This is a genomic window from Malikia sp., assembly GCF_028687635.1.
Classification (GTDB): Bacteria; Pseudomonadota; Gammaproteobacteria; order Burkholderiales; family Burkholderiaceae_C; genus Malikia.
In genome coordinates this window covers 142,565-166,789 of record NZ_JAQTZS010000001.1, presented here as the reverse complement: position 1 = coordinate 166,789, position 24,225 = coordinate 142,565, and the positions used below count along the sequence as shown (strand labels likewise).

Sequence of the window (24,225 nt, the reverse complement as noted above, 5' to 3'; positions counted from 1 at the left end):
TTGTTTCGTGTTTTTTTTCGGGAGTCCCTTGATGGGCAACAAACTGTACGTCGGCAACCTGCCTTACACGGTGCGCGACAACGATCTGCAACAGGCATTCGGCGAATTCGGCCTGGTGACCAGCGCCAAGGTCATGATGGAGCGCGACACTGGCCGTTCCAAGGGCTTCGGCTTTGTGGAAATGGGCAGCGACGCGGAAGCTCAAGCTGCTGTCGAAGGCATGAACGGTCAGTCGCTCGGCGGCCGTAGCCTGGTGGTCAACGAAGCCCGCCCGATGGAACCCCGTCCGCCCCGTACCGGCGGCTTCGGCGGTGGCCGTAGCGAAGGTGGCTTCGGTGGCGGTCGCAGCGAAGGCGGCTTCGGCGGCGGTCGTCGCGAAGGCGGCTTCGGCGGCGGTAGCGAAGGCGGTTTCCGTAGCCCCTACGGCAACCCGGGTCGCCGCGACGGCGGCAACCGCGGCGGTTACTGATCGCCTGGGCGCTCTCAGGCGCCCTTGAATTTCGGCGCACCTCGGTGCGTCTGAGCTGACCCCGGCACCGCAAGGCTCCGGGGTTTGTCGTTTTCCGGGCGGTTCAGCGCGGCGAGAACCGCGCGCGTACCCGTCCCTGCAGTTCGGCCACCCGGGTGCTGGCGTCATAGCGCAGCGTTTCGGCGGTGGCGAGATTCCCGCCTTGCGTCAGCTCGACTGGCAGGTCGGAAGCGATGCGCTGGTTCTCGTCGTAGACCCGTAACTGCTCGCCCTTGAAGCGCATGGCGGGCCGTGCCCGTCCGTCCTGGCCGGTGCTGCCGCCGCGCTCGACGCTGACTTCGCCCTCCAGCCAGTATTCGCTCTGGCTGTCGTCCGTGCGCAGGCGCCTGGCCTGGGCCAGTGTCAAGGTCCCGCCCTCGCCGAAGGCGAGCAGATGGACCTGATCGATTTCTATCGTGTCGTCGTCCGGGTAGTGGCGGACCTGCGTGCCGGACAGTTTGCTGCGCAACTGGCCGTCGGCACCATGGCTGCGCACCGAGAAGCCGCGCATGAAGTAGTCGGGCTCGTGCGCTACCGGGCGTGCCGCAGCCGGTTCCAGTGGCATCGGCGTGCTGCGCAGGATCCAGTAGCTGCCCAGCGCCAACAAGCCCATGGTCAGCACTGGCAGGTAGACGGCCGCGCGGTCCCAGCCCTGTCGCAGTGGCGCCAGCGGCCCTGCCAGCTTCATGCGGCCGCCTCTTCGAGCAGAGCGGCGTAGCGGCCGCTCGCGATCAGGATCAGGTCGCAGAATTCGCGCGCCGCACCGAGTCCGCCGGCCGCGCGCGTGACATGGTGCGCCAGCGCCAGCACCTCGGCCTGGGCCGCTGGTGGCGCCACGGCCAGGGCGCAGCGACGCAGCACCGGCAGATCGGGCCAGTCGTCGCCGATGGCCGCTGCCTGGCTCCAGTCGAGGCCGAGCTCGGCCATGATGCTTTCGGCCGCTGGTCGCTTGTCCTCGGTGCCGAAGCGGCAGTGCGTCACGCCCAGCGCGGCGAGGCGCTTGCGCAGCGGCGCCGAGTCGCGCCCGCTCACCACCACCGGGGTCACGCCGATGCGCTGCAGCAGCTTGATGCCGTGGCCGTCCAGCGTGTGGAAGCGTTTGATCGTCTCGCCGGTCTCGGTGAAGTAGAGTCCCCCGTCGGTCAGCACGCCGTCGACGTCGAAGAAAGCCACCTTGATCGCTTGCGCGCGCAGCAACAGCTCAGGCGTGAATTGCAGGACCGGTTTCAGGGGGGGCAGGGCGGCAGGTGGATTCATGGCAGAAAACGGTTATGGGGTCGGGTCAGATCACCTTGGCGCGCATCAGATCGTGGCTGTTGAGCGCACCGCAGAGGTGGCCCTGGGCATCGACCACCAGCAGGCTGTTGATGTTGTGCGTTTCCATCAGCTCGGCGGCCTCGACCGCCAAGGCGTCCGGGCGCACGGTGCGTGGATGGCGGTGCATGACCGCGCCGGCGCTGACCGCGCGCAGCTCGGTGCCCCCTTCGATCAGGCGGCGCAGGTCGCCGTCGGTGAAGATGCCGACTGGACGACCGGTCGCGTCGATCACCGCGGTCGCGCCCAGGCCCTTGGCGCTGATCTCGCGCATCATCTCCGACAGGGAGGCATCCAGACCCACGCGAGGGGCTTGCTCGGCCGGCCGCATCACGTCGCCGACCAGGGTCAGCAGCTTGCGCCCGAGCGCGCCGCCCGGGTGCGAGCGCGCGAAGTCGTCGGGGCGAAACCCTCTGGCGCTCAACAGCGCGACCGCCAGGGCGTCGCCCATGGCGAGCTGCACCGTCGTGCTGGCGGTCGGTGCCAGGTTGTGCGGGCAGGCCTCCTTCTCGACGCCGGTGTCGAGCACCACGTCGGCATGCCGGCCCAGGCTGGAGCTGGAGCGGCCGGTCATGGCCAGCAGCGGCACGCCCATGCGCTTGATCAGCGGCAGGATGGCGGTGAGCTCCTCGCTCTCGCCGCTGTTGCTGATCGCGAGCACGACGTCGGCGCGCGTGATCATGCCGAGGTCGCCGTGGCTGGCCTCGGCCGGGTGCACGAACATCGCCGGCGTGCCGGTCGACGCCAGCGTGGCGGTGATCTTGCGCCCGACATGGCCGCTCTTGCCCATGCCGGTCACGACCACGCGCCCACCGCAGTTCAGCGCGATCCGCACCGCCTGCACGAAGCGTTCGTCCAGCCGGGCCGCCGCCGCGCTGATGGCCTGGGATTCGATGTCGAGGACGTCGCGCGCCAGCGCCAGCGTGGCGTCCGGGTCGAGCAGGTGGCTTGCAGTCATGGGCGGAATTATCGGACAAGGAGCGAGCCCGCAGTCGGCCGGGTTGCCGGTGCCGATAAAATCGGGGCATGAATTCCCTCGATATCGCGTTACTCTACCTCGTGGCCGCCGTGGCGGGCGTGGTGCTGTGCCGCCTGGTCAAGTTGCCCCCCATGCTGGGCTACCTCACCGTTGGCGTGCTGATCGGACCCAATGCGCTGGCCTTGGCGCAGGACTCGGCTGGCTTGCGTTACCTGGCCGAGTTCGGCGTCGTGTTCCTGATGTTCGTGATCGGGCTGGAGTTCAGCTTGCCCAAGCTGCGCACGATGCGCCGCCATGTCTTTGGCCTGGGGCTGCTGCAGGTGGTGCTGACAGTCGCACTGACCACCTTGGGCTCGGTGCTGCTCGACTGGTGGCTGCCGCGCTGGTGGAAGCTCGAGTGGTACAACGCGCTCGCGCTCGGCGGTGTGATGGCGATGAGTTCGACCGCCATCGTCATCAAGCTGGTGTCTGACCGTCTGGAACTTGAGTCCGAGCATGGCAAGCGCGTGGTCGGCATCCTGCTGTTCCAGGATCTGGCCGTGGTGCCGCTGCTGGTGCTGATTCCGGCGCTGGGCTCGCCGCCCGAACAACTGCTCACGGGCCTGGGGCTGGCGCTGTTGAAGGCGGTCGTGTTGCTCGGCATCCTGCTGACCGGCGGCCAGAAGGTGATGCGCTGGTGGCTGACGCTGGTGGTGCGGCGCAAGAGCGAGGAGCTCTTCATGCTCAACATCCTGCTGCTCACGCTGGGCTTGGCCTGGCTGACCGAGCACGCCGGGTTGTCGCTCGCGCTGGGGGCCTTTGTCGCCGGCATGCTGATCTCGGAGACCGAGTTCAAGCACCGGGTCGAGGCCGATATCCGGCCCTTCCATGACGTGCTGCTGGGGCTGTTCTTCATCACGATAGGCATGCTGCTCGACTGGCGCATCGTCTGGGAGCGCTGGCCGCTGGTGCTGCTGCTGCTGGTCGTCTCGTTCCTGTTCAAGCTGGCCGTGATCAGCGGTCTGGTGCGGGCCTTTGGCGCGCCGCTGGGCACCTCCCTGCGCGTGGGTCTCTACCTGGCGCAGGCTGGCGAGTTCGGCTTCGTGCTGCTCCAGCTCGCGGCACAGAACCGCCTGATTCCGCCCGAGCTGTTCAACCCGGTGCTGGCCTCCATGGTGATCTCGATGCTGCTGGCGCCGTTCATGATCATGGGCAGCAACGTGATCGTGAGCCGGCTGGTTGGCAGCGACTGGCTGATGCAGTCGGTCCAGATGACGCAGATCGCCACCCGCGCGATGGCGGCCGACAAGCATGTGATCATCTGCGGCTATGGCCGCTGCGGCCAGAACCTCGCGCGCATGCTTGAGCGCGAGCGCATCCCCTACATGGCGCTGGACCTGGATCCGGACCGGGTGCGCCAGGCCGCGGCAGCCGGCCATTCGGTGGTCTATGGCGACGCGGCGCGGGTACAGGCGCTCAAGGCGGCCGGACTCAAGCGCGCCAGTGCGGTGGTCGTGACCTACCTCGATACCCCAAGCGCCATCAAGGTGCTGGCGCTCGCGCACGAGCATGCCCCGACCGTGCCGGTCATGGTGCGCACGGTCGACGACCAGGATATCGAGAAGCTGCGTCAGGCCGGTGCGACCGAGGTGGTGCCCGAGGCGATCGAGGCCAGCCTGATGCTGGCCGGTCATGCGCTGGCGCTGGTCGGCGTGCCGATGCGGCGCGTGTTCCGCGTCGTGCAGGAGCAGCGCGAGCAGCGCTACTCGCTGCTGCGCGGCTATTTCCACGGTGCCGATGACAGCACGGCCGATGATCAGGGGCAGGAGCGCCTGGTCACGGTGACGCTGCCGCCGGCGGGCAAGATGCTGGGCAAGACGCTGGGCGATCTGCTGCTGCCCTTGCTGGACGTCATGGTCGTGGGTCTGCGTCGCGCCGACGGCAAGAACGTCCCAGTGACGGATGAACTGGTCCTGCAAGGTGGCGATACGCTGGTGCTGTCGGGCCGGCCCGATGCGCTCGGGCTGGCCGAGAAAAAACTGGTCAGCGGACGATAATCATCCCATGAACGTCACCCGCATAGACCTGAAATCGCATGTCCGGACCGTGCCCGACTGGCCGGCCCCCGGCGTGCAGTTCCGCGACATCACCCCGCTGCTGCAGGACGCCCAGCTGCTGCGTGAGGTGGTCGAGCGCCTGGCCAGCCGCTACCGTGACCCGGCGCTGCGTCCGGACCGGGTGGCCGGTCTCGACGCGCGCGGCTTCATCGTCGGCGCGGCGCTGGCCTACGCGCTGGGGCTGGGCTTCGTGCCGATACGCAAGCAGGGCAAGCTGCCGTTTCGCACCATCGCCGAAACCTATGAGCTCGAGTACGGCAGCGCCACGCTGGAGCTGCACACCGATGCCGTCGCGCCAGGCGAGCGCGTGCTGCTGGTCGACGACCTGATCGCCACCGGCGGCACCATGATGGCGGGCAAGCGTCTGCTTGAGCGCCTCGGCGCCGAGGTGGTCGAGGCGGCCGCCATCGTCGACCTGCCCGAGCTCGGCGGCGCCGATCGCCTGCGCGCCGCCGGCCTGCCGGTGCATTGCCTGATGAGCTTCGGCGGCCACTGAGTCCGGTCTGACGCGGGTCGGGTCGGCATGTGAGAATGAAGGCATGAACGCCAGAATTCCCGCTCTCGATTCCCAGTCCCTTGCCGCGCTCGTCGAGGAACGCTGGCGCGCCAGCATCGTGCCCGAGCTGCAGCGCTACATCGCGGTACCGGCCAAGTCGCCGGCCTTCGACCCGGCCTGGGCCGAGCATGGCTATCTGGATGCCGTGCTGCGCCAGGCGGCCGACTGGGTGCAGGCGCAGCGCATCGACGGACTGACGCTGGAGATCCTGCGCCTTCAGACGCCGGACGGCCAGCCGCGCACCCCGGTGCTGTTCTTCGAGATCCCGGCCAGCAGTGGATGCGAGGGCAGTCCGGCGCCGGCCAGCGGCGAGACGGTGCTGATGTACGGTCACCTCGACAAGCAGCCCGAGTTCAGCGGCTGGCGCAGCGACCTCGGCCCCTGGACACCCAGGATCATCGACGACAAGCTCTACGGTCGCGGCGGCGCCGACGATGGCTACGCGGTCTATGCCAGCATCACGGCGGTGCAGGCCCTGCGGGCGCAGGGCGTGGCGCACCCGCGCATCGTCGGACTGATCGAGACCTGCGAGGAGAGCGGCTCGCACGACCTGCTGCCCTATGTCGACGCGCTCAAGCCTCGCCTGGGCCAGGTCGGCCTGGTGATCTGCCTCGACAGCGGTGCCGGCAACTACGATCAGCTCTGGCTGACCACCAGCCTGCGCGGCGTCGCCAGCGGCGTGCTCAAGGTCGAGGTGCTGACCGAGGGCATCCATTCGGGCGACAGCTCGGGCCTGGTGCCGTCGAGTTTTCGCATCATGCGCCAGCTGTTCGACCGGCTTGAGGACAGCGCCAGTGGCGAGCTGCTGCCACGCGCCTTCCACGGCGAGATCCCGGCGCTGCGCCTGGAGCAGGCGCGCGCGACCGCGGCCATCCTGGGCGACGAGGTCTGGCGCCGCTTTCCCTGGGCGCACCATGACTGCGGTGGATCTTCGGGCTTCACGCTGCCGACCACGACCGATCCGGTCGAGGCGCTGCTGCGGCGCACCTGGCGTCCGACCTTGAGCGTGACCGGCGCCGACGGTTTTCCGAGCCTGGCCAATGCCGGCAACGTGCTGCGCCCCTGGAGCGCGTTCAAGCTCAGTCTGCGCTTGCCGCCCACCGTTGACGCGGGCCAGGCCGTGCAGCAGCTGAAAACCCTGCTCGAAGACAACGCCCCTTATCAGGCCAAGGTCACCTTCGAGCCCGAGGGCGCCGCGACCGGCTGGGACGCGCCTGCCACCACGCCCTGGTTCGAGCAGGCGCTGCAGGCCGCCAGTCAGGCGCATTACGGCGCGCCCTGCGCGACCCTGGGGCAGGGCGGCACCATCCCCTTGATGAACATGCTGAGCCAGGGCTTCCCGAAGGCGCAGATGATGGTCTGCGGCGTGCTGGGCCCGCGTAGCAACGCGCATGGCCCGAATGAATTCCTGCATCTGCCCTATGCGCAGCGCCTGACGGCTGCCGTGGTCGAGGTGATCGCGCGCATGCCCTGAGCCCGCAATTGGGCCTTGAGGTTCCGGCTTTCGCCCCATATTGGTGCGCATTGCCTCTTCTTTCCCAACAGACTTTCCTGTTTTTGGTTCCGCGCTGCCCCAGCGCTGGGAATCGCCCGGCATGGATCGTGCTTGATGACAGCCGACCCATCCCGATATGGCTTCACACCTGGATCGAGGCCGGATCGGTCTTTGCAAGGAACGTCAGCATGTGGAACCCAATCAAGCCGAAATTCAACCTGCGCCTCAGGCAGCAGTTGCTGGTGATACTGGTTGTCCTGATCGGTTTTTCGCTGACCGTGGCCGTCCTGGTCGGTCAGGCCGGGAGCGCGCAAAAACGGTTGTCCCTGGATTACGCCAACGAGCTGGCGGATCATCAGAGCCGGCAGGTCTCCGCCGTGCTTGACAACGCATTGGACGCGGCGCGCACGCTGGCGCAGGCCATGGGCGAGATGAAAGCCCAGGGCCATATCGACCGAGCGAAGGCCGATGCCATGCTCAAGGGGGTGCTGGCGGGCAATCCGAACTTTCTGGGGGTCTGGTCTGGCTGGGAGCCTAATGCACTCGACGGCCAGGATGCCAAGTACATCAACCAGTCCGGCCACGATGGCACCGGCCGCTACGTGCCTTACTGGAACCGTGGCTCGGGCCAGATCGTGCTGGAGCCGCTGCTCGACTACGACAAGCCCGGGCCCGGCGACTATTACCTGATCCCCAAGCAGACGGGCAATGAAACGCTGGTCGAGCCCTACCCCTATGTCGTGGTCGGCAAGGAGTTCCAGATCACCAGCGTGGTGGTGCCGATCAGGATCGACGGCCAATTCGTCGGGGTCGCCGGGGTGGACATCACCTTGTCCAGCCTGCAGCAGCATGTCGGCAAGATCCGTATCCTCGACACCGGCTATGCCAGCTTGCTGTCGAACCAGGCGGTCTATGTCGGCGACCGTGACGCGGCCAATATTGGCAAGAGCCTGGGCCAGGAATCCGGGCTCGCCGCGGTGCGGTCCGCCATCCAGGCTGGCCAGCGGCACGAGTTGACCACCCACGACGAGCGCCTGGGCGAGGTCACCCGCCTCTATGTTCCGGTCAAGGTGGGGGCGACCCAGATGCCCTGGTCGTTTGTCGTGACCATTCCCACCAGCGAAATGCTGGCCGAGGTCCATCGGCTGCGCTTCTGGGCCTTGGCCCTCGGGCTGGTCAGCATCGTGGGTGTCTCGCTGGTGCTGGGCTTGTCGCTGGATCGCATGGTGCTGCGGCCGATTGGTGGCGAGCCGGCCGACGCGGCGGCAGTCGCCCAGCGCATCGCCGCCGGTGATTTGAGCCAGCCGGCAGGAGGGCAAGGCCAGGACCCGAACTGCCTGATGATGCAGCTGCAAACCATGCAAGCCAGCCTGGTCAACGTGGTGGCCAAGGTGCGTCAGGGCGCGCGGGCCGTGGCCTCGGCCAGCGCCGAAATATCGATGGGCAACCACGACCTGTCGAGCCGCACCGAGAACCAGGCGTTCACTTTGCAGCAAACCGCGTCCTCGATGGATGAGCTGGGCTCCGCCGTCAAGCACAACGCGGAGAACGCCCAGCAGGCCACCCAGCTGGCGCAGACGGCCTCGCAGGTGGCCCTGGCTGGCGGCGAGGTGGTGGGTCGCGTCGTCACCACCATGCGCTCGATCAACGAAAGCTCCAACCGGATCGCCGACATCATCGGCGTGATCGATGGCATTGCCTTCCAGACCAATATCCTGGCCCTGAATGCGGCGGTAGAGGCAGCGCGGGCCGGCGAGCAGGGTCGCGGCTTCGCGGTGGTGGCCTCCGAGGTGCGCAGTCTGGCCAGCCGGTCCGCGGCCGCCGCCAAGGAGATCAAGGACCTGATCGGCATCAGCGTCGAACGGGTCGAACAGGGTTCGCTGCTGGTGGATCAGGCTGGCCGCACCATGTCGGAGGTCGTCAACGCGATTCAGCGCGTCACCCGCATCATGGGTGAGATCAGCGTGGCGAGTGCGCAGCAAAGCGCGGGCGTGATGCAGGTCGGCAAGTCGGTCACGCAGATGGACCAGGCGACGCAAGAGAATGCCGCGATGGTCGAACAGATGGCCGCCGCCGCCAGCAGTCTGAGCATGCAGGCCGACGATCTGGTCAAGGTGGTGTCGGTGTTCCAGTTGGAGCCGAACAGCCAACTTGCCCTGCCCGGGCCGCAGGCGGCTTAGCGCCGCTGGCCACGGCCCAGCGAGAGCGACGCGGCAGGCCGCGTTCTGGAAACGTTCTGGAAACTTTTCAGCCACCAGGCGCGGCCGGCGCCAAGAATAATGGATTGGGTCAGACCGGGGCTTTGCCGTTGATGGTGCGCCGCTTGGCGGCCAGCCACAGCAAGGCCAGGCCGGTCAGACCGACCGGGATCAGCGAGCCCCAGTTCAACAGCACCCAGCCCTGGGTCGTGACCAGGGCGCCCGAGGCAAACGAGGTCAGGGCCATGGTGGCGAAGACGCAGAAGTTGATCGCGGCCTGCGCCTTGTCCTTCTCCTCGGGGCGGTAGGCCTGCATCGCCAGCGTGGTGCTGCCGGTGAACAGGAAGTTCCAGCCCATGCCGAGCAGGAACAGCGCGAGCAGGAACTGGTGCAGCTCCTGGCCCGAGAGCGCGATCGCGATGCAGACCGCGTTGAGCAGCACGCCCGCGCCCATCACGGGCAGCACGCCCAGGCGCTTGATCAGATGGCCGGTGAAGAAACCGGGCGCGAACATGCCGATCACATGCCACTCCAGCACCAGCGCCGCGTCCGAGAACGGCATGCCGCAGACCTGCATCGCCAGCGGCGTGGCGGCCATCAGCAGGTTCATGACGCCGTAGCCGAGCGCCGAGCAGGCCGCCGCGACGATGAACTCCGGCTGGCGCGCGATCTCGCGCAGCGGGCGGCCGCTGCTGGCGCCGGCCTTCCTGGCCGGTTCCGCCGGAAAGCGGATCAGTCCGATCACCGCCATTCCCAGCAGCGCGACCAGCGCCAGCGCGAGGTAGGCGCCCAGGAAGGGCTGCCCCAGCGAGTCGCGCGTCTGCGTGGCCAGGTTGGGGCCGGCGACGGCGCCGATCAGTCCACCGGCCAGCACCAGCGAGACCGCCTGCTCGCGAAAGACCGGCGCGGCCAGCTCGCCAGCGGCGAAGCGGTAGAGCTGGCCGTTGGCGCTGTAGTAGCCCGCCACCAGCGTGGAGGCGACCAGCAGCCAGAAGCTGCCGAGCTGCAGCGCGGCGGCGCAGGCCAGGGTCGACAGCAGCGCCACTCCCAGCCCGAGCTGGAACGAGACCTTGCGGCCCCAGCGCCGCTGGCTGCGCGCGACCAGTCCGGTCGATAGCGCCCCCCCGACCACATAGCCCATGACGGGCAGGGTGGCCATCCAGCCCAGCGGCGCCAGGCTCAGGCCGACCAGGCCGTTGATCGCGATGAAGACCACGTTGTTGGTCAGGAACAGGCCTTGCGCGGCGGCCAGCAGCCAGAGGTTGGGGTTCATGGAAGGCGAGGTAGCAGGTGGACAGGTCGGGAGGGCAGCTTGCGAGTATATGGGGGGCGGGGTATTTTCGAGCTCGGGCGTGTCCCAGTCTGCGATCGTCTTGCTTGCAATAGCCGCTGTCGCCCCCAGTCTCTAGAATGTCGCCTCATAACGGTGCCTGACCAGGCGCAATCCAATACTTAAAAAAGGGCCTCACCATGGTTCCCCATCTCGTCACCGCACTCACCGGCCCGATCAACGAACTCGAACAGCGCATCCTGGAATCCACTCCGGTGATCGAGCGCTGGTTTCGCCTGGAGTGGATGGAGCACACGCCGCCGTTCTACTCCTCGGTCGACATCCGCAACGCCGGCTTCAAGCTCGCGCCGGTCGACACCAACCTCTACCCCGGCGGCTGGAACAACCTCACGCCCGAGATGCTGCCGCTGGCGGTGCAAGCCGCCATGGCCGCGATCGAGAAGATCTGCCCCGAGGCCAAGAACCTGCTGCTGGTGCCCGAGAACCACACCCGCAACATGTTCTACCTGATGAACGTGGCGCAGTTGCAGAAGATCTTCTACCAGGCCGGTCTCAACGTGCGCCTGGGCTCGCTGAACCCCGAGATCAAGGAGCCCACCACCTTCCAGCTGCCCAACGGCGAGCAGGTCATGCTGGAGCCGCTGATCCGCCACAACCGGCGCATCGGCCTGAAGGACTTCGACCCCTGCACCATCCTGCTCAACAACGACCTGAGCGCGGGCGTGCCCGGCATCCTGGAGGACCTGCACGAGCAGTTCCTGCTGCCCCCGCTGCACGCGGGCTGGCATGTGCGCAAGAAGAGCCAGCATTTCAAGGCCTACGAGGAGGTCGCCAAGCGCTTCGGCAAGCTGCTGGGCATGGACCCCTGGCTGATCAACCCGCTGTTCAACAGCTGTGGCGCGGTCAACTTCGCCGAGGGCACCGGCATGGAATGCCTGCAGACCAATGTCGATGCGCTGCTGGGCAAGATCCGGCGCAAGTACAAGGAATACGGCATCAACGAGAAGCCCTTCGTGGTGGTCAAGGCCGACAACGGCACCTATGGCATGGGCATCATGACGGTGCGCGACGCCAAGGAGCTCGAAAGCCTGAACCGTCGCACCAAGAACAAGATGAACGTCATCAAGGACGGCCAGATCGTCAACGACGTGATCATCCAGGAGGGCGTGCTGACCAACGAGCGCGTCAACGACGCGGTCGCCGAGCCGGTGGTCTACATGCTGGACCGCTACGTGGTGGGCGGCTTCTACCGCGTCCATGCCGATCGCGGCGTCGACGAGAACCTCAATGCGCCGGGCGCCAGCTTCGTGCCGCTGGCCTTCGAGAAGGGCGCGCAGCAGCCGCAGCCCGGCTTCAAGCCCGGCGCCAGCGTGCCGAATCGCTTCTACATGTACGGCGTGATCGGGCGCCTGGCCATGCTGGCGGCGAGCTACGAGCTGGAGGCCACCGACCCCAACGCCGAAGTCTACGACTGAAGCGGCGGCGCTCCATCGGTTACGCCCGGTAACAATTCGGGCGCACAATAGCGCCAGCTAAACTTACCGGGTGGCCAGGGGCCACCCGCATATCCCGTGTCTGCTTCCAAATCTTCACTCGGTGCGCTCACCCTGGGCGCGATCGGCGTCGTCTACGGCGACATCGGCACCAGCGTGCTGTACGCGGTCAAGGAAGTATTCCACTCCGGCCATGTCGAGTTCACCCCGGACAACATCTACGGCGTGCTGTCGATCTTTGTCTGGACGCTGACCATCATCGTTTCGCTCAAGTACGTGACGCTGGTGCTGCGCGCCGACAACCACGGCGAAGGCGGGCTGGTCGCGATGCTGGCGCTGGCGTCGGAATCGATCAAGCACAAGCCCAGGCTGCGGCGCTGGATGCTGCTGATCGGTGTCTTTGGCACCTGCCTGTTCTACGGTGACGGCGTGATCACGCCCGCGATCTCGGTGCTGTCGGCGGTTGAGGGCCTGGAGGTGATCTCGCCGACCTTCAAGAAGGCGGTGATCCCGCTCACGCTGGTGATCCTGTTCGGCCTGTTCGCGGTACAGAAGCACGGCACCGCCGGCATCGGCAAGTTCTTCGGCCCGATCACGCTGCTGTGGTTCATCGGCATCGCCGCGCTGGCCGTGCCGCACATTGCCGACCACCCCGAGATCCTCGGCGCGCTGAGCCCGCACCACGCGCTGCGCTTCATCTGGAACTACCCCGGCACCACCTTCATCATCCTGGGCGCGGTGGTGCTGTGCGTGACGGGCGGCGAGGCGCTCTATGCCGACATGGGCCACTTCGGCAAGAAGCCGATCCGGCTCGCCTGGTTCAGCGTGGTCATGCCCTGCCTGATCCTGAACTACTTCGGTCAGGGCGCGCTGCTGCTGGCCGACCCGACGGCGGTCAAGAACCCCTTCTTCAACCTGGCGCCGGACTGGCTGCTGCCGACGACCGTGATCATGGCGACCGCAGCGACCGTGATCGCCTCGCAGGCGCTGATCTCGGGCGCCTTCAGCGTGACCAAGCAGGTGATCCAGATGGGCTACCTGCCACGCCTGCATATCCTGCACACCAGCATCAAGGATACCGGCCAGATCTACATCCCCCTGGTCAACTGGGGGCTGTTCGTCGCCATCGTGCTGGCGGTGGCGCTGTTCAAGTCGTCGAGCAACCTGGCCGCCGCCTATGGCATCGCGGTCACGCTCGACATGCTGATCACCACCGTGCTGACCTTCTTCGTGATCCGCTACGGCTGGGGCTACAACTGGTGGTTGTGCGTGGGGGCTACCGGCTTCTTCTTCGTGATCGACCTGGCCTTCTTCAGTTCCAACCTGCTCAAGTTCACCGAGGGGGGCTGGTTCCCGCTGCTGATCGGTGCCGCGATCTTCCTGTTGATGATCACCTGGCATGAGGGGCGGCGTCTGCTCAACGAGTCGCTCAAGAGCGATGCGCTCGATCTCGGCGGCTTCCTCGATGCGGTCTTCATCAGTCCGCCGGTGCGGGTGCAGGGCACGGCGGTGTTCCTGACGGCCCAGCCTGGTGTCGTGCCCAATGCGCTGCTGCACAACCTCAAGCACAACAAGGTGCTGCACGAGCACAACCTGTTCGTGACCGTGCGCAACCATCCGGTGCCCTGGGTGGGAATGGACAAGCGCCTCGAAATCGAGCCGCTGGGTCACGACTGCTGGGAGGTGATCGTCAACTACGGCTTCAAGAACGATCCCGACCTGCCCAAGGCGCTGGAGCAGCTCAAGGGCCGTGGCGTCGCGCTCGAACCGATGACGACCAGCTACTTCCTGTCGCGTGACATCGTGATCCCCACCATCGGTGGCGGCATGGCGCAATGGCGCGAAAAGCTGTTTGCCTCCATGCACCACAACGCTAGCGCGGCGGCTCAGTTCCTGCACCTGCCCAACAACGCGGTGGTCGAGCTGGGCTCCAAGATCGAAATCTAATACCTGTTTAGGACAGAGCGTCGCCAGGCGCCGGTCTGTCCCGCCAATCTCATGAAAATACTTTTCATCGCCGACCCGCTCGAATCGTTCCAGACCTACAAGGACAGCACCTTCGCCATGATGCGCGAGGCGCAGCGGCGCGGCCACCAGCTGATGGCCTGCCAGCCCCAGGACCTGATGTGGCAGCGCGGCGGTCGCGTGACGGCCCATGTGCGCGACATCACGCTGACCGGCGACGCCGACGACTGGTTCGTCGCCGCACAGCAGGCGCCCGACGAGCGGCCCCAGGTGCTGGCCGAGGTCGACGCCGTGTTGATGCGCAAGGACCCGCCCTTCGACAGCGAATATTTCTACGCCACCCACCTGCTGGGCCAGGCGCAACGCGAGGGCGCGCGCGTCTTCAACGCCCCGGCCGCGCTGCGCGACCATCCGGAAAAGCTCGCCATCATGGAGTTCCCGGAGCTGATCGCGCCGACCCTGGTCACGCGCGACGCCGCTGACGTGCGCCGCTTCCATGAGGAGCATGGCGACATCATCCTCAAGCCGCTCGACGGCATGGGCGGCATGGGCATCTTCCGCGTCGGTCCGGACGGCCTGAACCTGGGCAGCATCATCGAGACGCTGAACCGCCATGGCGCGCAGAGCCTGATGGTGCAGAAGTTCCTGCCGTCGATCGCCCAGGGCGACAAGCGGGTGCTGCTGATCGGTGGCAAGCCGGTGCCCTACAGCCTGGCGCGCATCCCGCAGGGCAGCGAGATCCGCGGCAACCTGGCCGCTGGCGGCAAGGGCGTGGCGCAGCCGCTGTCGGCGCGTGACCGCGAGATCGCCGAGGCGCTCGGTCCCATCCTGCTGGCGCGCGGCCTGCTGCTGGTGGGGCTGGACATCATCGGCGAGCACCTGACCGAGATCAACGTCACCAGCCCGACCTGCTTCCAGGAGATCTTCGACCAGACCGGCTGCGACGTCGCGGCGCTCTACCTCGACGCGCTCGAGGTGGCGCTGGCCTGATCAGCCTGGCTGCGGCAGGCCGTCGACGAACACCTTGAGCTCGTTGGGCTCGAAGGCGATCCAGTCCTCGTCCTTGGTCAGCGGCTGGGTCACGATCACGGCGGCGCGGTCACCCGGCTGGTTGAGCTGGGCGAAATCCACCGTCAAGTCCTGGTCCATCAGCGTGGCCTGGTGGAAGGGATGCTGGCGCACCAGGTAGTACAGCTTGGTGCTGCAGTGCGCCCACAGCGCCTCGCCGTTCGAGAGCAGGAAGTTGAAGGTGCCGAACTTTCTGATCTGAGGCACCAGTTCGCGCAGCGTCAGCGTGAGTTCGGCGATGCTGGGCACGCCGGCATGCGACTTGGCCAGCTCCTGCATGATCCAGCAGAAGGCCCGTTCGCTGTCGGTGCTGCCGACTGGCTGGAACTGGCTGTGCAGCCGCGGCTGGTAGTCCTTCAAGTCGCCGTTGTGCGCGAATACCCAATGCCGGCCCCAGAGCTCGCGCGTGAAGGGGTGGGCGTTCTCCAGGCTGACCTGGCCCACCGTGGCCTTGCGCACATGCGCGATGATGTTGGTGCTCTTGAGCGGGTAATGGCGCAGGAAGTCCGCCATCGGCGAGGCCGCCGCGCTGTGATGGTCGACGAACAGGCGCAGACCCTTGCCCTCGAAGAAGGCGATGCCCCAGCCGTCGGCATGCTGATCGGTGGCGCCGCCGCGCTGGCAAAAGCCGGAGAAGCTGAAGGTGGCGTCGGTCGGGGTGGCGCAGTTGAGTCCGAGCAGTTGGCACATGGGGGCGGGCAGAGGGTAGGGGCAGATCCAGCAGTTTAGCGCCTGCACTCTCCGGCCAGTCGCTGTGCTGCGGGAACTTCCGGCCTGGGGTGTGCCTCTCTACAATCGGGCGCATGAACTTCATCGACATGCTGGGCGCGGCCGAGCGCCAGAACCAGTCCATGCTCTGCGTGGGCCTGGACCCCGAACCGGCCAAATTTCCCCACCACTGGCGCAACGATCCCTCCAGGATCCACGACTTCTGCGCGGCCATCGTCGACGCGACCGCCGACCTCGTGATCGCGTTCAAGCCGCAGATCGCCTATTTCGCCGCGCACCGCGCCGAGGACCAGCTCGAACGCCTGATGGCGCACATGCGGGTGCGCGCGCCGCAGGTGCCGATCATCCTGGACGCCAAGCGCGGCGACATCGGCAGCACCGCCGAGCAGTATGCCAAGGAGGCCTTCGAGCGCTACGGCGCCGATGCCGTCACGCTGTCACCCTTCATGGGCTTCGACACCGTCCAGCCCTACCTGCGCTATCCCGGCAAGGGGGTGTTCCTGCTTTGCCGCACCTCGAATCCGGGCGGCGACGACTTCCAGTTCCAGCGCCTGGCCGATGTCGAGGGCCAGCCGCGCCTGTTCGAGCACCTCGCCAGCCTGGCCCAAGGCCCCTGGAACCTCAACGGCCAGCTGGGCCTGGTGGTCGGCGCGACCTATCCGGAAGAGATCCGCCGCGTGCGCGAGCTCGCCCCGACCTTGCCGCTGCTGATCCCCGGCGTGGGCGCCCAGGGCGGCGACGCCAAGGCCACGGTGCAGGCCGGCTGGCGCGCCGAGGGCGGTGTCACGACTGGCGCCGTGATCGTCAATTCCTCGCGTGCCGTGCTCTACGCGAGCGCCGGCGAGGATTTCGCGCAGGCCGCGCGCGCCGAGGCGCTGCGCACGCGCGACCTGCTGAACGCTGCGCGCTGACAGCGGCAGGCTGGCGGTTGTCGGCTCGCATCGAGGATCTCGCAGGCCACATGGTCCAGGTGCGATTGGGTCAGCAACACATGGTCGATGCGCGCCATCTCGTCGAGCGTCAGGTCGCCCACGCCGGTGCCGGCATCGACCCGCGGGGACTCGTCGATCAGGAAGGACGTGGTGCACGCATGGCGCGCGATCGCGCCCGAGCAGCCCAGCACGCGTACCTTCATGCGAGTCGCACGATCGGAACCACCGCGATGCCGGGCTTGCCCAGCCTCGGGTGCGCCTTGACGGTCAGCTTGGGCATATGTCTTTCTCGGCGTCTGAGGGCGACTGGATGTCATGTGTCATATGTTGTTTATGATTTGTCCTGGTATTATCATGGGACTAAAGAGTCGTTGAATATGAAAATATCATGATATAGACTGCCTCTTGGGGTGGGAGGTTTGACTGCAGTCCCGGTATCGAATAAATCGATCTGCTGGCGCAGTCATGCCCATCCATAACCAACTCAAGGGGGATCTTTAATGCAAAAAAGAGTAATTGCTTTGACCGTCGCAAGCCTGCTGTCTGGTGGTGCATTCGCTCAAGTTACGGGGGCGATTTCAGGTGGTAGTGGCGTGGGCGGGGCGGTTGTTAACGGGGATTCAGTCGCCCTTACTGGTGGGTCGATCATCGGCACCGCCACCCTGACGACCACTGGTGATGCCTCGGTGGGCGGCAATGCCACCGTGGCGGGCACTCTGGGTGTGACCGGCGCGACGACGATGACGGGCGTGCTGACTGCCAATGGTGGCATCAACTCCGGCTCGATCAGCATCAATCCCTCTGACAGTAACAGCATCACCGGCGTCAACACCCTGGGTGCCCGTCAAGGCAACTTCGGCAGCACGAGTGGTATCGCGGGTGTCGTGAATGTTCGCGATGGTGCCGCGACGACCATCAGTCTGGACGGCGCTTCGGGTCAGGTGTCTGCGGCTTCAGTTGCAGCTGGCGGACTCCAGGTTCACACCAACAGCGGCACGGATGTCGCTGGCGCTGGTGGTCTTCAGGTGACTGCCGGGTCCGCTGGCATCGGCGTCAGGAATACTGCCAACACGGCTTGGAACGGCCTGTCCGTGACCGACAGCAGCGCTTCGCTGCGCGGCGGCACGGCTTCCACCACGCTGACGTTGGGCGATGGTGGCATGACGGTGGCCGACACCACTAATGGCCAGACTCTTGCCGTCAGCAATGCTGGCGCGTTGAGTGTTGGCGGTGACGGCACGGTCGGCAACACGCAGGCGGGTTCGGTCAACGTCACCAATGGCGCTGGCACCAACACCATCACGCTGGATGGTACGACCGGGGTCATTAACGCTACCAGCGTGAGCGCCGGCACTGTGACCGCGACCAACTCCAACGTCGCGAACGTGAACGCCACCAACTCGATTTCCACCCCCAACGCCTATTTGGGGGGGACGGACGCGAGCGCACCGCTGGTGGTCACGCCGACATCGGTGACTTACAACACTGGTGCCAATATGAATGGCAACAAGATCACGGGGCTGGCTGACGGTACCAATGCTCACGACGCCGCCAACTGGGGTCAGGTGCAGGACGTCCGCAAGGAAGCTCGCCGCGGTATCGCCGGCGCTGCCGCACTGGCCGGCTTGCCGGCTCTCGAAACCGGCAAGCAGTACAACTTCGGCGTCGGTGTCGGCCACTACAAGGGCGAGAGTGCGCTGTCGCTCGGCGGTCATGCCCGCATCAACCCCGACACCACCGCCAAGTTCGGCGTCGGCTTCACTGGCAGCGATGCCACCGTCAGCGCCGGTGTCGGCTGGAGCTTCTGATCCGACCCTGAGGCCGGATAATTGACGGGGCCGCCTTCGGGCGGCCCTTTTTCGTATGCAGAGCGCCGACACCCCGGGGCCGGATACAAACGGATAATCGATCTGATGAAAAAGCCCCTTCATTCCCTGTTGGTCGCCTTGTTGGCAGGCACGGCGGGCGTCGCGCTCGCCCAGAAAGCCAAGCCCATGCAACTGGTCGAGGTGTTCGACGCCGGCCAGCCGGAGGCGGTCATCCTCAAGCTCTACGACCAGCAAGCCGATGTGATCTGCTACGTGCTGACGCCCGAGCGCGCGTCGCGCAAGTCGGTTGAGGGCAATCTGGTCTACGACGGCAACAATGTCGGCGCGATCAGCTGCGTCAAGAATCGCCAGCAGGTGGTAGACGTGACGCCGCCTGCCCCTGCCACGCAGGGCAGCGCCAGTGCACCGGCCGCCGCACGGCCAAAGTGAGCACGCGGGCGTTCCCGTCGGATCTCACCGTCATTGCGAGCGCCTAGAATCGGACGCTCAATTCCCTCCGTCCAGGCGCGCGATGGCGCGCGTCGGCGCCCGAATACATCATCCGGAGTCATACATGGCAGTCAACTGGACCGCACCCGAGGCCGCTAGCCTCCTGCCCATCGCGGGCGTCAAGATCGGTGTCGCCGAAGCCGGCGTGCGCAAGGCCAACCGCAAGGACCTGACCGTCTTCCTGCTCGACGCGGGCACTGCGGTGGCGGGCGTCTTCACGCAGAACCGCTACTGCGCCGCGCCGGTGCAGGTCTGTCGCGAGCACCTGAGTGCCCATCACGGCATCCGCGCGCTGGTGATCAACACCGGCAACGCCAATGCCGGCACCGGCGCACCGGGCCTGGTCGACGCGCGCGCGACCTGCATCGCGCTGGCGCGCGAGCTCAGCGTCTCGCCCGAGCAGATCCTGCCGTTCTCGACCGGCGTCATCATGGAGCCGCTGCCGGTCGACCGCATCGTCGCGGGCCTGCCGGCCGCGCTGGCCGATGCCCAGGCCGATCACTGGCTCAAGGCCGCCGAGGGCATCATGACCACCGACACCGTGCCCAAGGCCGCCAGCCGCCAGGCCCAGGTCGGCGGCAAGACCGTGAGCGTGACCGGCATCTCCAAGGGCGCGGGCATGATCCGCCCGAACATGGCGACCATGCTGGGCTTCCTCGCGACCGATGCCGCGGTGGCGCCCGAGCTGCTGCCGGCGCTGGCCAAGCAGCTGGCCGACGCCTCCTTCAACCGCGTGACGGTCGACGGCGACACCTCGACCAACGACAGCTTCGTCGTGATCGCCACCGGCCAGGCCGGCAACGCGCCGGTCACCGACCTGGGCAGCGCCGACGGCCAGGCCCTGGTCGCCGCCATGACCGAGGTCGCGCGCACGCTGGCGCATGCGATCGTGCGCGACGGCGAAGGCGCGACCAAGTTCATCGCTGTGCGCGTCGAAGGTGGCAAGACCACCGAGGAATGCCTGAAGGTCGCGTATGCGATCGCGCATTCGCCGCTGGTCAAGACCGCCTTCTTCGCCAGCGACCCGAACCTGGGCCGCATCCTGGCGGCGGTGGGTTACGCCGGCATCGCCGACCTCGACCAGGGCCTGATCGAGCTGCACCTCGACGATGTGCATGTGGTCAGCCAGGGTGGCCGCCGCCCCGAGTACCGCGAGGAGGACGGCGCGCGCGTGATGGCGCAAAGCGAGATCACGATCCGCGTCGGCCTGGGCCGCGGCGAGGTGTCCGACACCGTCTGGACCTGCGACTTCAGCCACGACTACGTGACCATCAACGCCGACTACCGCTCATGAACGAAGCCTTCGAGCGCCTGCTGCAGCGGGCCGAATCCCTGATCGAGCGCATCGAGGCGGTGCTGCCGCAGCCGCTGTCGGCGCCGGACTGGCAGGCCTCGGTGGCTTTTCGCTACCGCAAGCGCGGCGGCCATGGCCGGCTGGAGCCGGTGCGCCATGTCGCGACCATCGCACTGGCCGACCTGCGGGAGATCGAGGGCCAGAAGGAAAAGATCGAGCGCAACACCGAGCATTTCGTGCGCGGCCTGCCGGCCAACAACGTGTTGCTGACCGGCGCGCGCGGCACGGGCAAGAGCTCGCTGATCAAGGCCTGCCTGAACGCCTACGCGCCGCAGGGTCTGCGCCTGATCGAGGTCGACAAGGACGATCTGATCGACCTGCCCGACATCGTCGAGCTGGTGGCGGATCGGCCCGAGAAGTTCGTCGTGTTCGCCGATGACCTCAGCTTCGAGAGCGGCGAGTCCGGCTACAAGGCGCTCAAGTCCATCCTGGACGGCAGTGTCTCGGCCGCGAGCGACAACCTGCTGATCTACGCGACCAGCAACCGGCGCCACCTGCTGCCCGAGACCATGAAGGACAACCTCGGTGCCAGCCGGGGCGAGAGCGGCGAGCTGCACCCGGGCGAGGCGGTCGAGGAGAAGATCTCGCTGTCCGAGCGCTTCGGGCTCTGGGTCAGCTTCTATCCCTTCAGCCAGGACGAGTACCTGAGCGTGGTCTGGCAATGGCTGGCGTCCTACGGCGTGCCCGAGTCCGAGTTCCAGGCGGCGCGCCCGCAGGCGCTGGTCTGGGCGCTCGAGCGCGGCTCGCGCAGCGGCCGGGTGGCCTACCAGTTCGCTCGTCACCACGCGGGCGAGCGTGCCGACGCAAAGGCTGCCCATGCTGGAGCCTCATCGTGAGCGGGCTGCTGGTGGCGGACGGCGACCGGCCGCGCGAGGGCGGGGCTGATCGTCCCGTGACCGAGGTCGCGGTCGGGGTGCTGATCGACGCCCGGGGCCGCTTCCTGCTGACGACGCGCCCGCCTGGCAAGGTCTACGCGGGCTATTGGGAATTTCCGGGTGGCAAGCTCGAAGCCGGCGAGACCGTGGCGCAGGCGCTGCGGCGCGAGCTGCAGGAGGAAATCGGCGTCACGATCGGCCAGGCCCACCCCTGGCACGAGAAGCTGGTCGACTATCCGCACGCGCTGGTGCGGCTGAACTTCTGCAAGGTCTACCACTGGAGCGGTGACTTGCACATGCACGAGGGCCAGGAATCCGCCTGGCAGACCCTGCCGGTGAATGTCGAGCCGGTGCTGCCCGGTACCGTGCCGGTGCTCGAATGGCTGCAGCAGGAGGCCGACCAGGCTGCCGGCCAGCCCTGATCAGGAGCGCCAGCCGTCCTCGGGCGGCGCGGGCTCCAGTGGCGGCGCGCTCGGAACGCGGAACTCCTCGCTGGCCCAGGCGCCCAGGTCCAGCTTCTTGCAGCGCTCGCAGCAGAATGGCCGGTAGGGGTTGTCGGCGGCATAGCGGCTGGGGCCACCGCAGGCCGGGCATTTGACGGTCCGGGCCTCGAAGCTGGCGGGCGCCTGGTGGCGGTTTGGCTGGCTCATGGTTTCTCCTTTAGGCGCAGAGGCTCACTTCGAGTGGCAGGTCGGCAGCGGAGGGCTGCAGGCGGCCGTCGTCACCGCGCCGCATCAGCCGCACCGAGAACAGCAGACGGTTGCCGCTGATTTCCGGCACCAGTCCCGACTTGGGGTCCAGCCGCAAGCGCAGCAGCTGGAAGCCTCTTCCCTGCGGCAGGCTTTGCTGGTACTGCCCGTCCATGGCCATCACCTTCTGCGGCATCCCGTTGTCGCGCAGCAGCTTCATCAGCATGGTCAGCGCGCGGCCGAGGCCGCTGAATTCGTCCGACCATTGGGCCAGGTCATGCTGGCGCGCCTCGGGCGGGCGGTGCAGCCACTCATGGTAGGAGGGCAGGTCGAACTCGCAGGTGCCGCCCGGGATGCCCATGCGATTGCGAATGCCCATCAGCCAATCGTTGCCATGCAGGCCATGGCCGACCCGGCCGCCATCGGCATTGAGCACCGCAAAGCAGGCGTCGAGCCGGGCGATGAACTGGTCCAGCGCTTGCTCCGAGATCGCCGGGTTGTCGCGGTAGCCATTGAGTATCTGCTTGTGGCGCTCGATGTCCTTCATGAGCTCGGACTTGAGGTCCGAGCGCGAGCCCACTTCCATCAACTCGAACAGGGTCTGGATCGCGTAGTGGTGGTCGACCGAGTGGGTGCGCGAGACCAGCAAGGCGAGCCGGTTCAGCAGGTGTTCCAGGCGCAGGTAGGTGCGGGTTCGTTCGTTGAAGGGGTACTCGTAGAGGATCACGGCGCGCGGGTCGGTATTCGGGCTTAACGGATCATCATAGCCCGAATCGCTGGCGCAGCTCGTCCCAGCGCTGGCCCACCGTTGCCCTGAGCTCGGCCAGCGTCACCCCGTCGTTGGCGATCACGCCGTCGGCGATCGCGAGCCGCTGTGCCCGGCTGGCCTGGGCGGCCAGTACCTGCTCGACCTGGGCGCGCGGCCAGCCGTTGCGCCGCATCACGCGCCGGATCTGGGTTTCGGGGTCGCAGTCGACGACCCAGACCAGATCGCAGCGCTGGCGCCAGGCAGGCGACTCGGCCAGCAGCGGCAGATCCAGCACCGCGATGCCCTTTGTCATGGCCGCGACCTGGCGGTCGATCTCGGCCCGCACGATCGGATGCACGATGCCTTCGAGCCGGGCCTTGGCGGCCGGGTCGGTGAACACCCGCGCGCGCATGCGCTCGCGATCCATCGCATGCTCGGCGGTGACGAACTCGTCGCCGAAGGCGGCGCGAATCGCCTCGACCGCGATCCCGCCGGCGGTGGTGCTGGCGCGCGAGATGGCGTCGGCGTCAATCACCACTGCGCCGAGTTCGGCCAGCGTGGCCGCGACCGTGCTCTTGCCGCTGCCGATGCCGCCGGTCAGGCCCAGCCTCACAACATGTTGTTTCATCAGAGTCCCATCCAGTGCAGGAAATTGTCGGGGCCGAACAACAGGGCCCAGAGTCCGCCCAGCGCCAGGAAGGGGCCGAACGGGATGTAGCCGCCCTCGCGCAGCCCGCTGCGCAGCTTGAGCGCGATGCCGACCGCCGCGCCGCTCAGCGAGGCGAGCAGGATCATGGGGATCAGCGCCTGCCAGCCGAACCAGGCGCCGAGCGCGGCCAGCAGCTTGAAGTCGCCGTAGCCCATGCCCTCCTTGCCGGTGGCGAGCTTGAAGGCCCAGTAGATCAGCCAGAGCGAGAGGTAGCCCGCGACCGCGCCCCAGAGCGCGTCGGTCAGCCCGGTCGCGCTCCAGCCCAGCGCGGCGACGACCAGTCCGGCCCAGCTCAGTGGCAGCGTGATGTCGTCCGGCAGCAGCGTGGTGTCCCAGTCGATGCATGTCAGCACGACCAGAGTGGCGGCCAGTCCGCAACCGGCCAGACCGGCCATGCCGCTGCCGTGGTGTGCGACCACCCAGGCGAACAGGAGGCCGGTCAGCGCCTCGACCAGCGGGTAGCGCCAGCCTATGGCCGCGCCGCAGTGGGCACAGCGCCCGCGCAGCAGGGCGTAGCTCAGCAAGGGAATGTTCTGATGCCAGTGGATCAGTGTGCCGCAGGACGGGCAGCGCGAGCGCGGCCGGGCCAGGCTCAGGGCCTCCCCGGGCGCGGGTTCCTGTCCGCTCAGTTCGGCGCACTCGCGCGCCCAGCGCCGCTCCAGCATGAGCGGCAGGCGGTGGATCACCACGTTGAGGAAGCTGCCGACCAGCAGGCCGATCAGGCCAGCCAGCCACCAGTTCCATATTCCATTCGGGAGGTCAAGCAATTAGGCGCACCTTTGGTTTAACATCTCTAGCATAAGTCAAGGCGGCCGTGTTCCGGATTCGCGCCGCAGCCGTGACAGGGTCAGGCGGACGATTTTCGATCGTAATCCAGCGGGCCGCGTCGCACGTGGATGGATGATGGA

23 protein-coding genes and 1 pseudogene are annotated in these 24,225 nt (G+C 67.1%); 14 read left to right on the top strand and 10 right to left on the bottom strand.

The genetic code is table 11. The annotated features are described in order from the left end of the window. Positions 1–31 precede the first annotated feature (31 nt). A complete protein-coding gene (locus PHR85_RS00825) occupies positions 32–469 on the top strand; it encodes an RNA-binding protein (protein WP_300049310.1) in 438 nt (145 codons plus the stop codon). A gap of 103 nt (positions 470–572) precedes the next feature. Here PHR85_RS00825 and lptC read toward each other — a convergent pair whose 3' ends face one another. Genes lptC through PHR85_RS00810 form a run of 3 tightly spaced genes read right to left on the bottom strand, consistent with a single transcriptional unit; the run spans position 573 to position 2,780 of the window. Then, the gene (lptC, locus tag PHR85_RS00820; protein ID WP_300049308.1) at positions 573–1,196 is read right to left on the bottom strand and encodes an LPS export ABC transporter periplasmic protein LptC; all 624 of its coding nucleotides are present in this window, start codon (positions 1,194–1,196) and stop codon (positions 573–575) included. Next, positions 1,193–1,765, bottom strand: a complete 573-nt coding sequence (locus tag PHR85_RS00815; protein ID WP_300049306.1) for an HAD family hydrolase — start codon at positions 1,763–1,765, stop codon at positions 1,193–1,195. The genes lptC and PHR85_RS00815 overlap by 4 nt, the downstream gene beginning before the upstream one ends. Before the next feature lie 25 nt (positions 1,766–1,790). Beyond that, positions 1,791–2,780: an SIS domain-containing protein gene (locus tag PHR85_RS00810; RefSeq protein ID WP_300049304.1), complete on the bottom strand. Its 990-nt coding sequence runs from the start codon at positions 2,778–2,780 to the stop codon at positions 1,791–1,793. Positions 2,781–2,848: 68 nt separating this feature from the next. Between PHR85_RS00810 and PHR85_RS00805 the strand changes: the two genes are divergently transcribed. The 4 genes from PHR85_RS00805 (at position 2,849) to PHR85_RS00790 (ending at position 9,128) form a co-directional block, all read left to right on the top strand. Continuing rightward, entirely contained in the window at positions 2,849–4,837 is a 1,989-nt protein-coding gene (locus PHR85_RS00805; protein ID WP_300049302.1) for a monovalent cation:proton antiporter family protein, read from the top strand. Positions 4,838–4,844: 7 nt separating this feature from the next. Beyond that, positions 4,845–5,393 carry an adenine phosphoribosyltransferase gene (locus PHR85_RS00800; protein ID WP_300049300.1) on the top strand — a complete coding sequence of 183 codons (549 nt, stop codon included), beginning with the start codon at positions 4,845–4,847 and terminating at the stop codon, positions 5,391–5,393. A 43-nt stretch (positions 5,394–5,436) separates the two neighbouring features. Next, positions 5,437–6,927 (top strand): M20 family metallopeptidase, encoded by a 1,491-nt coding sequence (locus tag PHR85_RS00795; protein ID WP_300049298.1) that lies wholly within the window; start codon positions 5,437–5,439, stop codon positions 6,925–6,927. A 209-nt stretch (positions 6,928–7,136) separates the two neighbouring features. Further along, complete coding sequence (locus tag PHR85_RS00790; protein ID WP_300049296.1) at positions 7,137–9,128, top strand: methyl-accepting chemotaxis protein; 1,992 nt, start codon at positions 7,137–7,139, stop codon at positions 9,126–9,128. A 109-nt stretch (positions 9,129–9,237) separates the two neighbouring features. Here PHR85_RS00790 and PHR85_RS00785 read toward each other — a convergent pair whose 3' ends face one another. Beyond that, complete coding sequence (locus PHR85_RS00785) at positions 9,238–10,419, bottom strand: MFS transporter (RefSeq protein ID WP_300049294.1); 1,182 nt, start codon at positions 10,417–10,419, stop codon at positions 9,238–9,240. A 197-nt stretch (positions 10,420–10,616) separates the two neighbouring features. Between PHR85_RS00785 and gshA the strand changes: the two genes are divergently transcribed. The 3 genes from gshA (at position 10,617) to gshB (ending at position 14,885) form a co-directional block, all read left to right on the top strand. Beyond that, positions 10,617–11,912, top strand: a complete 1,296-nt coding sequence (gene gshA, locus PHR85_RS00780) for a glutamate--cysteine ligase (protein ID WP_300049292.1) — start codon at positions 10,617–10,619, stop codon at positions 11,910–11,912. Between the two features lie 96 nt (positions 11,913–12,008). Then, positions 12,009–13,877 (top strand): potassium transporter Kup, encoded by a 1,869-nt coding sequence (locus PHR85_RS00775; protein ID WP_300049290.1) that lies wholly within the window; start codon positions 12,009–12,011, stop codon positions 13,875–13,877. 51 nt (positions 13,878–13,928) lie between these two features. Further along, positions 13,929–14,885, top strand: a complete 957-nt coding sequence (gshB, locus tag PHR85_RS00770) for a glutathione synthase (RefSeq protein WP_300049288.1) — start codon at positions 13,929–13,931, stop codon at positions 14,883–14,885. On the opposite strand, the gene PHR85_RS00765 is transcribed toward gshB, so the two are convergent. Beyond that, positions 14,886–15,653, bottom strand: coding sequence for a class II glutamine amidotransferase (locus PHR85_RS00765; RefSeq protein WP_300049286.1), 768 nt, complete (start codon positions 15,651–15,653; stop codon positions 14,886–14,888). It lies immediately after the preceding gene. Positions 15,654–15,766: 113 nt separating this feature from the next. Between PHR85_RS00765 and pyrF the strand changes: the two genes are divergently transcribed. Then, the gene (pyrF, locus tag PHR85_RS00760) at positions 15,767–16,603 is read left to right on the top strand and encodes an orotidine-5'-phosphate decarboxylase (protein ID WP_300049284.1); all 837 of its coding nucleotides are present in this window, start codon (positions 15,767–15,769) and stop codon (positions 16,601–16,603) included. A 44-nt stretch (positions 16,604–16,647) separates the two neighbouring features. Here pyrF and PHR85_RS00755 read toward each other — a convergent pair. Then, positions 16,648–16,827, bottom strand: a pseudogene (locus tag PHR85_RS00755) (3',5'-cyclic-nucleotide phosphodiesterase); the annotation flags it as partial. Between the two features lie 297 nt (positions 16,828–17,124). Here PHR85_RS00755 and PHR85_RS00750 point away from each other — a divergent pair. From PHR85_RS00750 to PHR85_RS00730, 5 genes are all read left to right on the top strand, one after another. Beyond that, positions 17,125–18,432 (top strand): YadA C-terminal domain-containing protein, encoded by a 1,308-nt coding sequence (locus PHR85_RS00750; RefSeq protein ID WP_300049282.1) that lies wholly within the window; start codon positions 17,125–17,127, stop codon positions 18,430–18,432. A gap of 105 nt (positions 18,433–18,537) precedes the next feature. Next, on the top strand, positions 18,538–18,882 hold the full coding sequence (locus PHR85_RS00745) for a hypothetical protein (protein WP_300049280.1): 345 nt from the start codon (positions 18,538–18,540) through the stop codon (positions 18,880–18,882). A gap of 124 nt (positions 18,883–19,006) precedes the next feature. Next, positions 19,007–20,236, top strand: a complete 1,230-nt coding sequence (argJ, locus tag PHR85_RS00740; protein WP_300049278.1) for a bifunctional glutamate N-acetyltransferase/amino-acid acetyltransferase ArgJ — start codon at positions 19,007–19,009, stop codon at positions 20,234–20,236. Further along, a complete protein-coding gene (locus PHR85_RS00735; RefSeq protein ID WP_300049276.1) occupies positions 20,233–21,132 on the top strand; it encodes an ATP-binding protein in 900 nt (299 codons plus the stop codon). Before argJ ends, PHR85_RS00735 begins: the two co-directional genes overlap by 4 nt. Beyond that, complete coding sequence (locus PHR85_RS00730) at positions 21,126–21,593, top strand: NUDIX domain-containing protein (RefSeq protein WP_300049576.1); 468 nt, start codon at positions 21,126–21,128, stop codon at positions 21,591–21,593. Before PHR85_RS00735 ends, PHR85_RS00730 begins: the two co-directional genes overlap by 7 nt. Here the strand turns inward: PHR85_RS00730 and PHR85_RS00725 are convergent, their stop codons facing one another. From PHR85_RS00725 to PHR85_RS00710, 4 genes are read right to left on the bottom strand one after another with little or no spacing between them, the layout of a single operon-like run. Continuing rightward, entirely contained in the window at positions 21,594–21,821 is a 228-nt protein-coding gene (locus PHR85_RS00725) for a DNA gyrase inhibitor YacG (protein ID WP_300049274.1), read from the bottom strand. Between the two features lie 10 nt (positions 21,822–21,831). Beyond that, the gene (gene zapD, locus PHR85_RS00720; protein ID WP_300049272.1) at positions 21,832–22,587 is read right to left on the bottom strand and encodes a cell division protein ZapD; all 756 of its coding nucleotides are present in this window, start codon (positions 22,585–22,587) and stop codon (positions 21,832–21,834) included. A gap of 34 nt (positions 22,588–22,621) precedes the next feature. Then, a complete protein-coding gene (gene coaE, locus PHR85_RS00715; RefSeq protein WP_300049270.1) occupies positions 22,622–23,236 on the bottom strand; it encodes a dephospho-CoA kinase in 615 nt (204 codons plus the stop codon). Then, the gene (locus PHR85_RS00710) at positions 23,236–24,084 is read right to left on the bottom strand and encodes an A24 family peptidase (RefSeq protein WP_300049268.1); all 849 of its coding nucleotides are present in this window, start codon (positions 24,082–24,084) and stop codon (positions 23,236–23,238) included. The genes coaE and PHR85_RS00710 overlap by 1 nt, the downstream gene beginning before the upstream one ends. Positions 24,085–24,225: the final 141 nt, after the last annotated feature.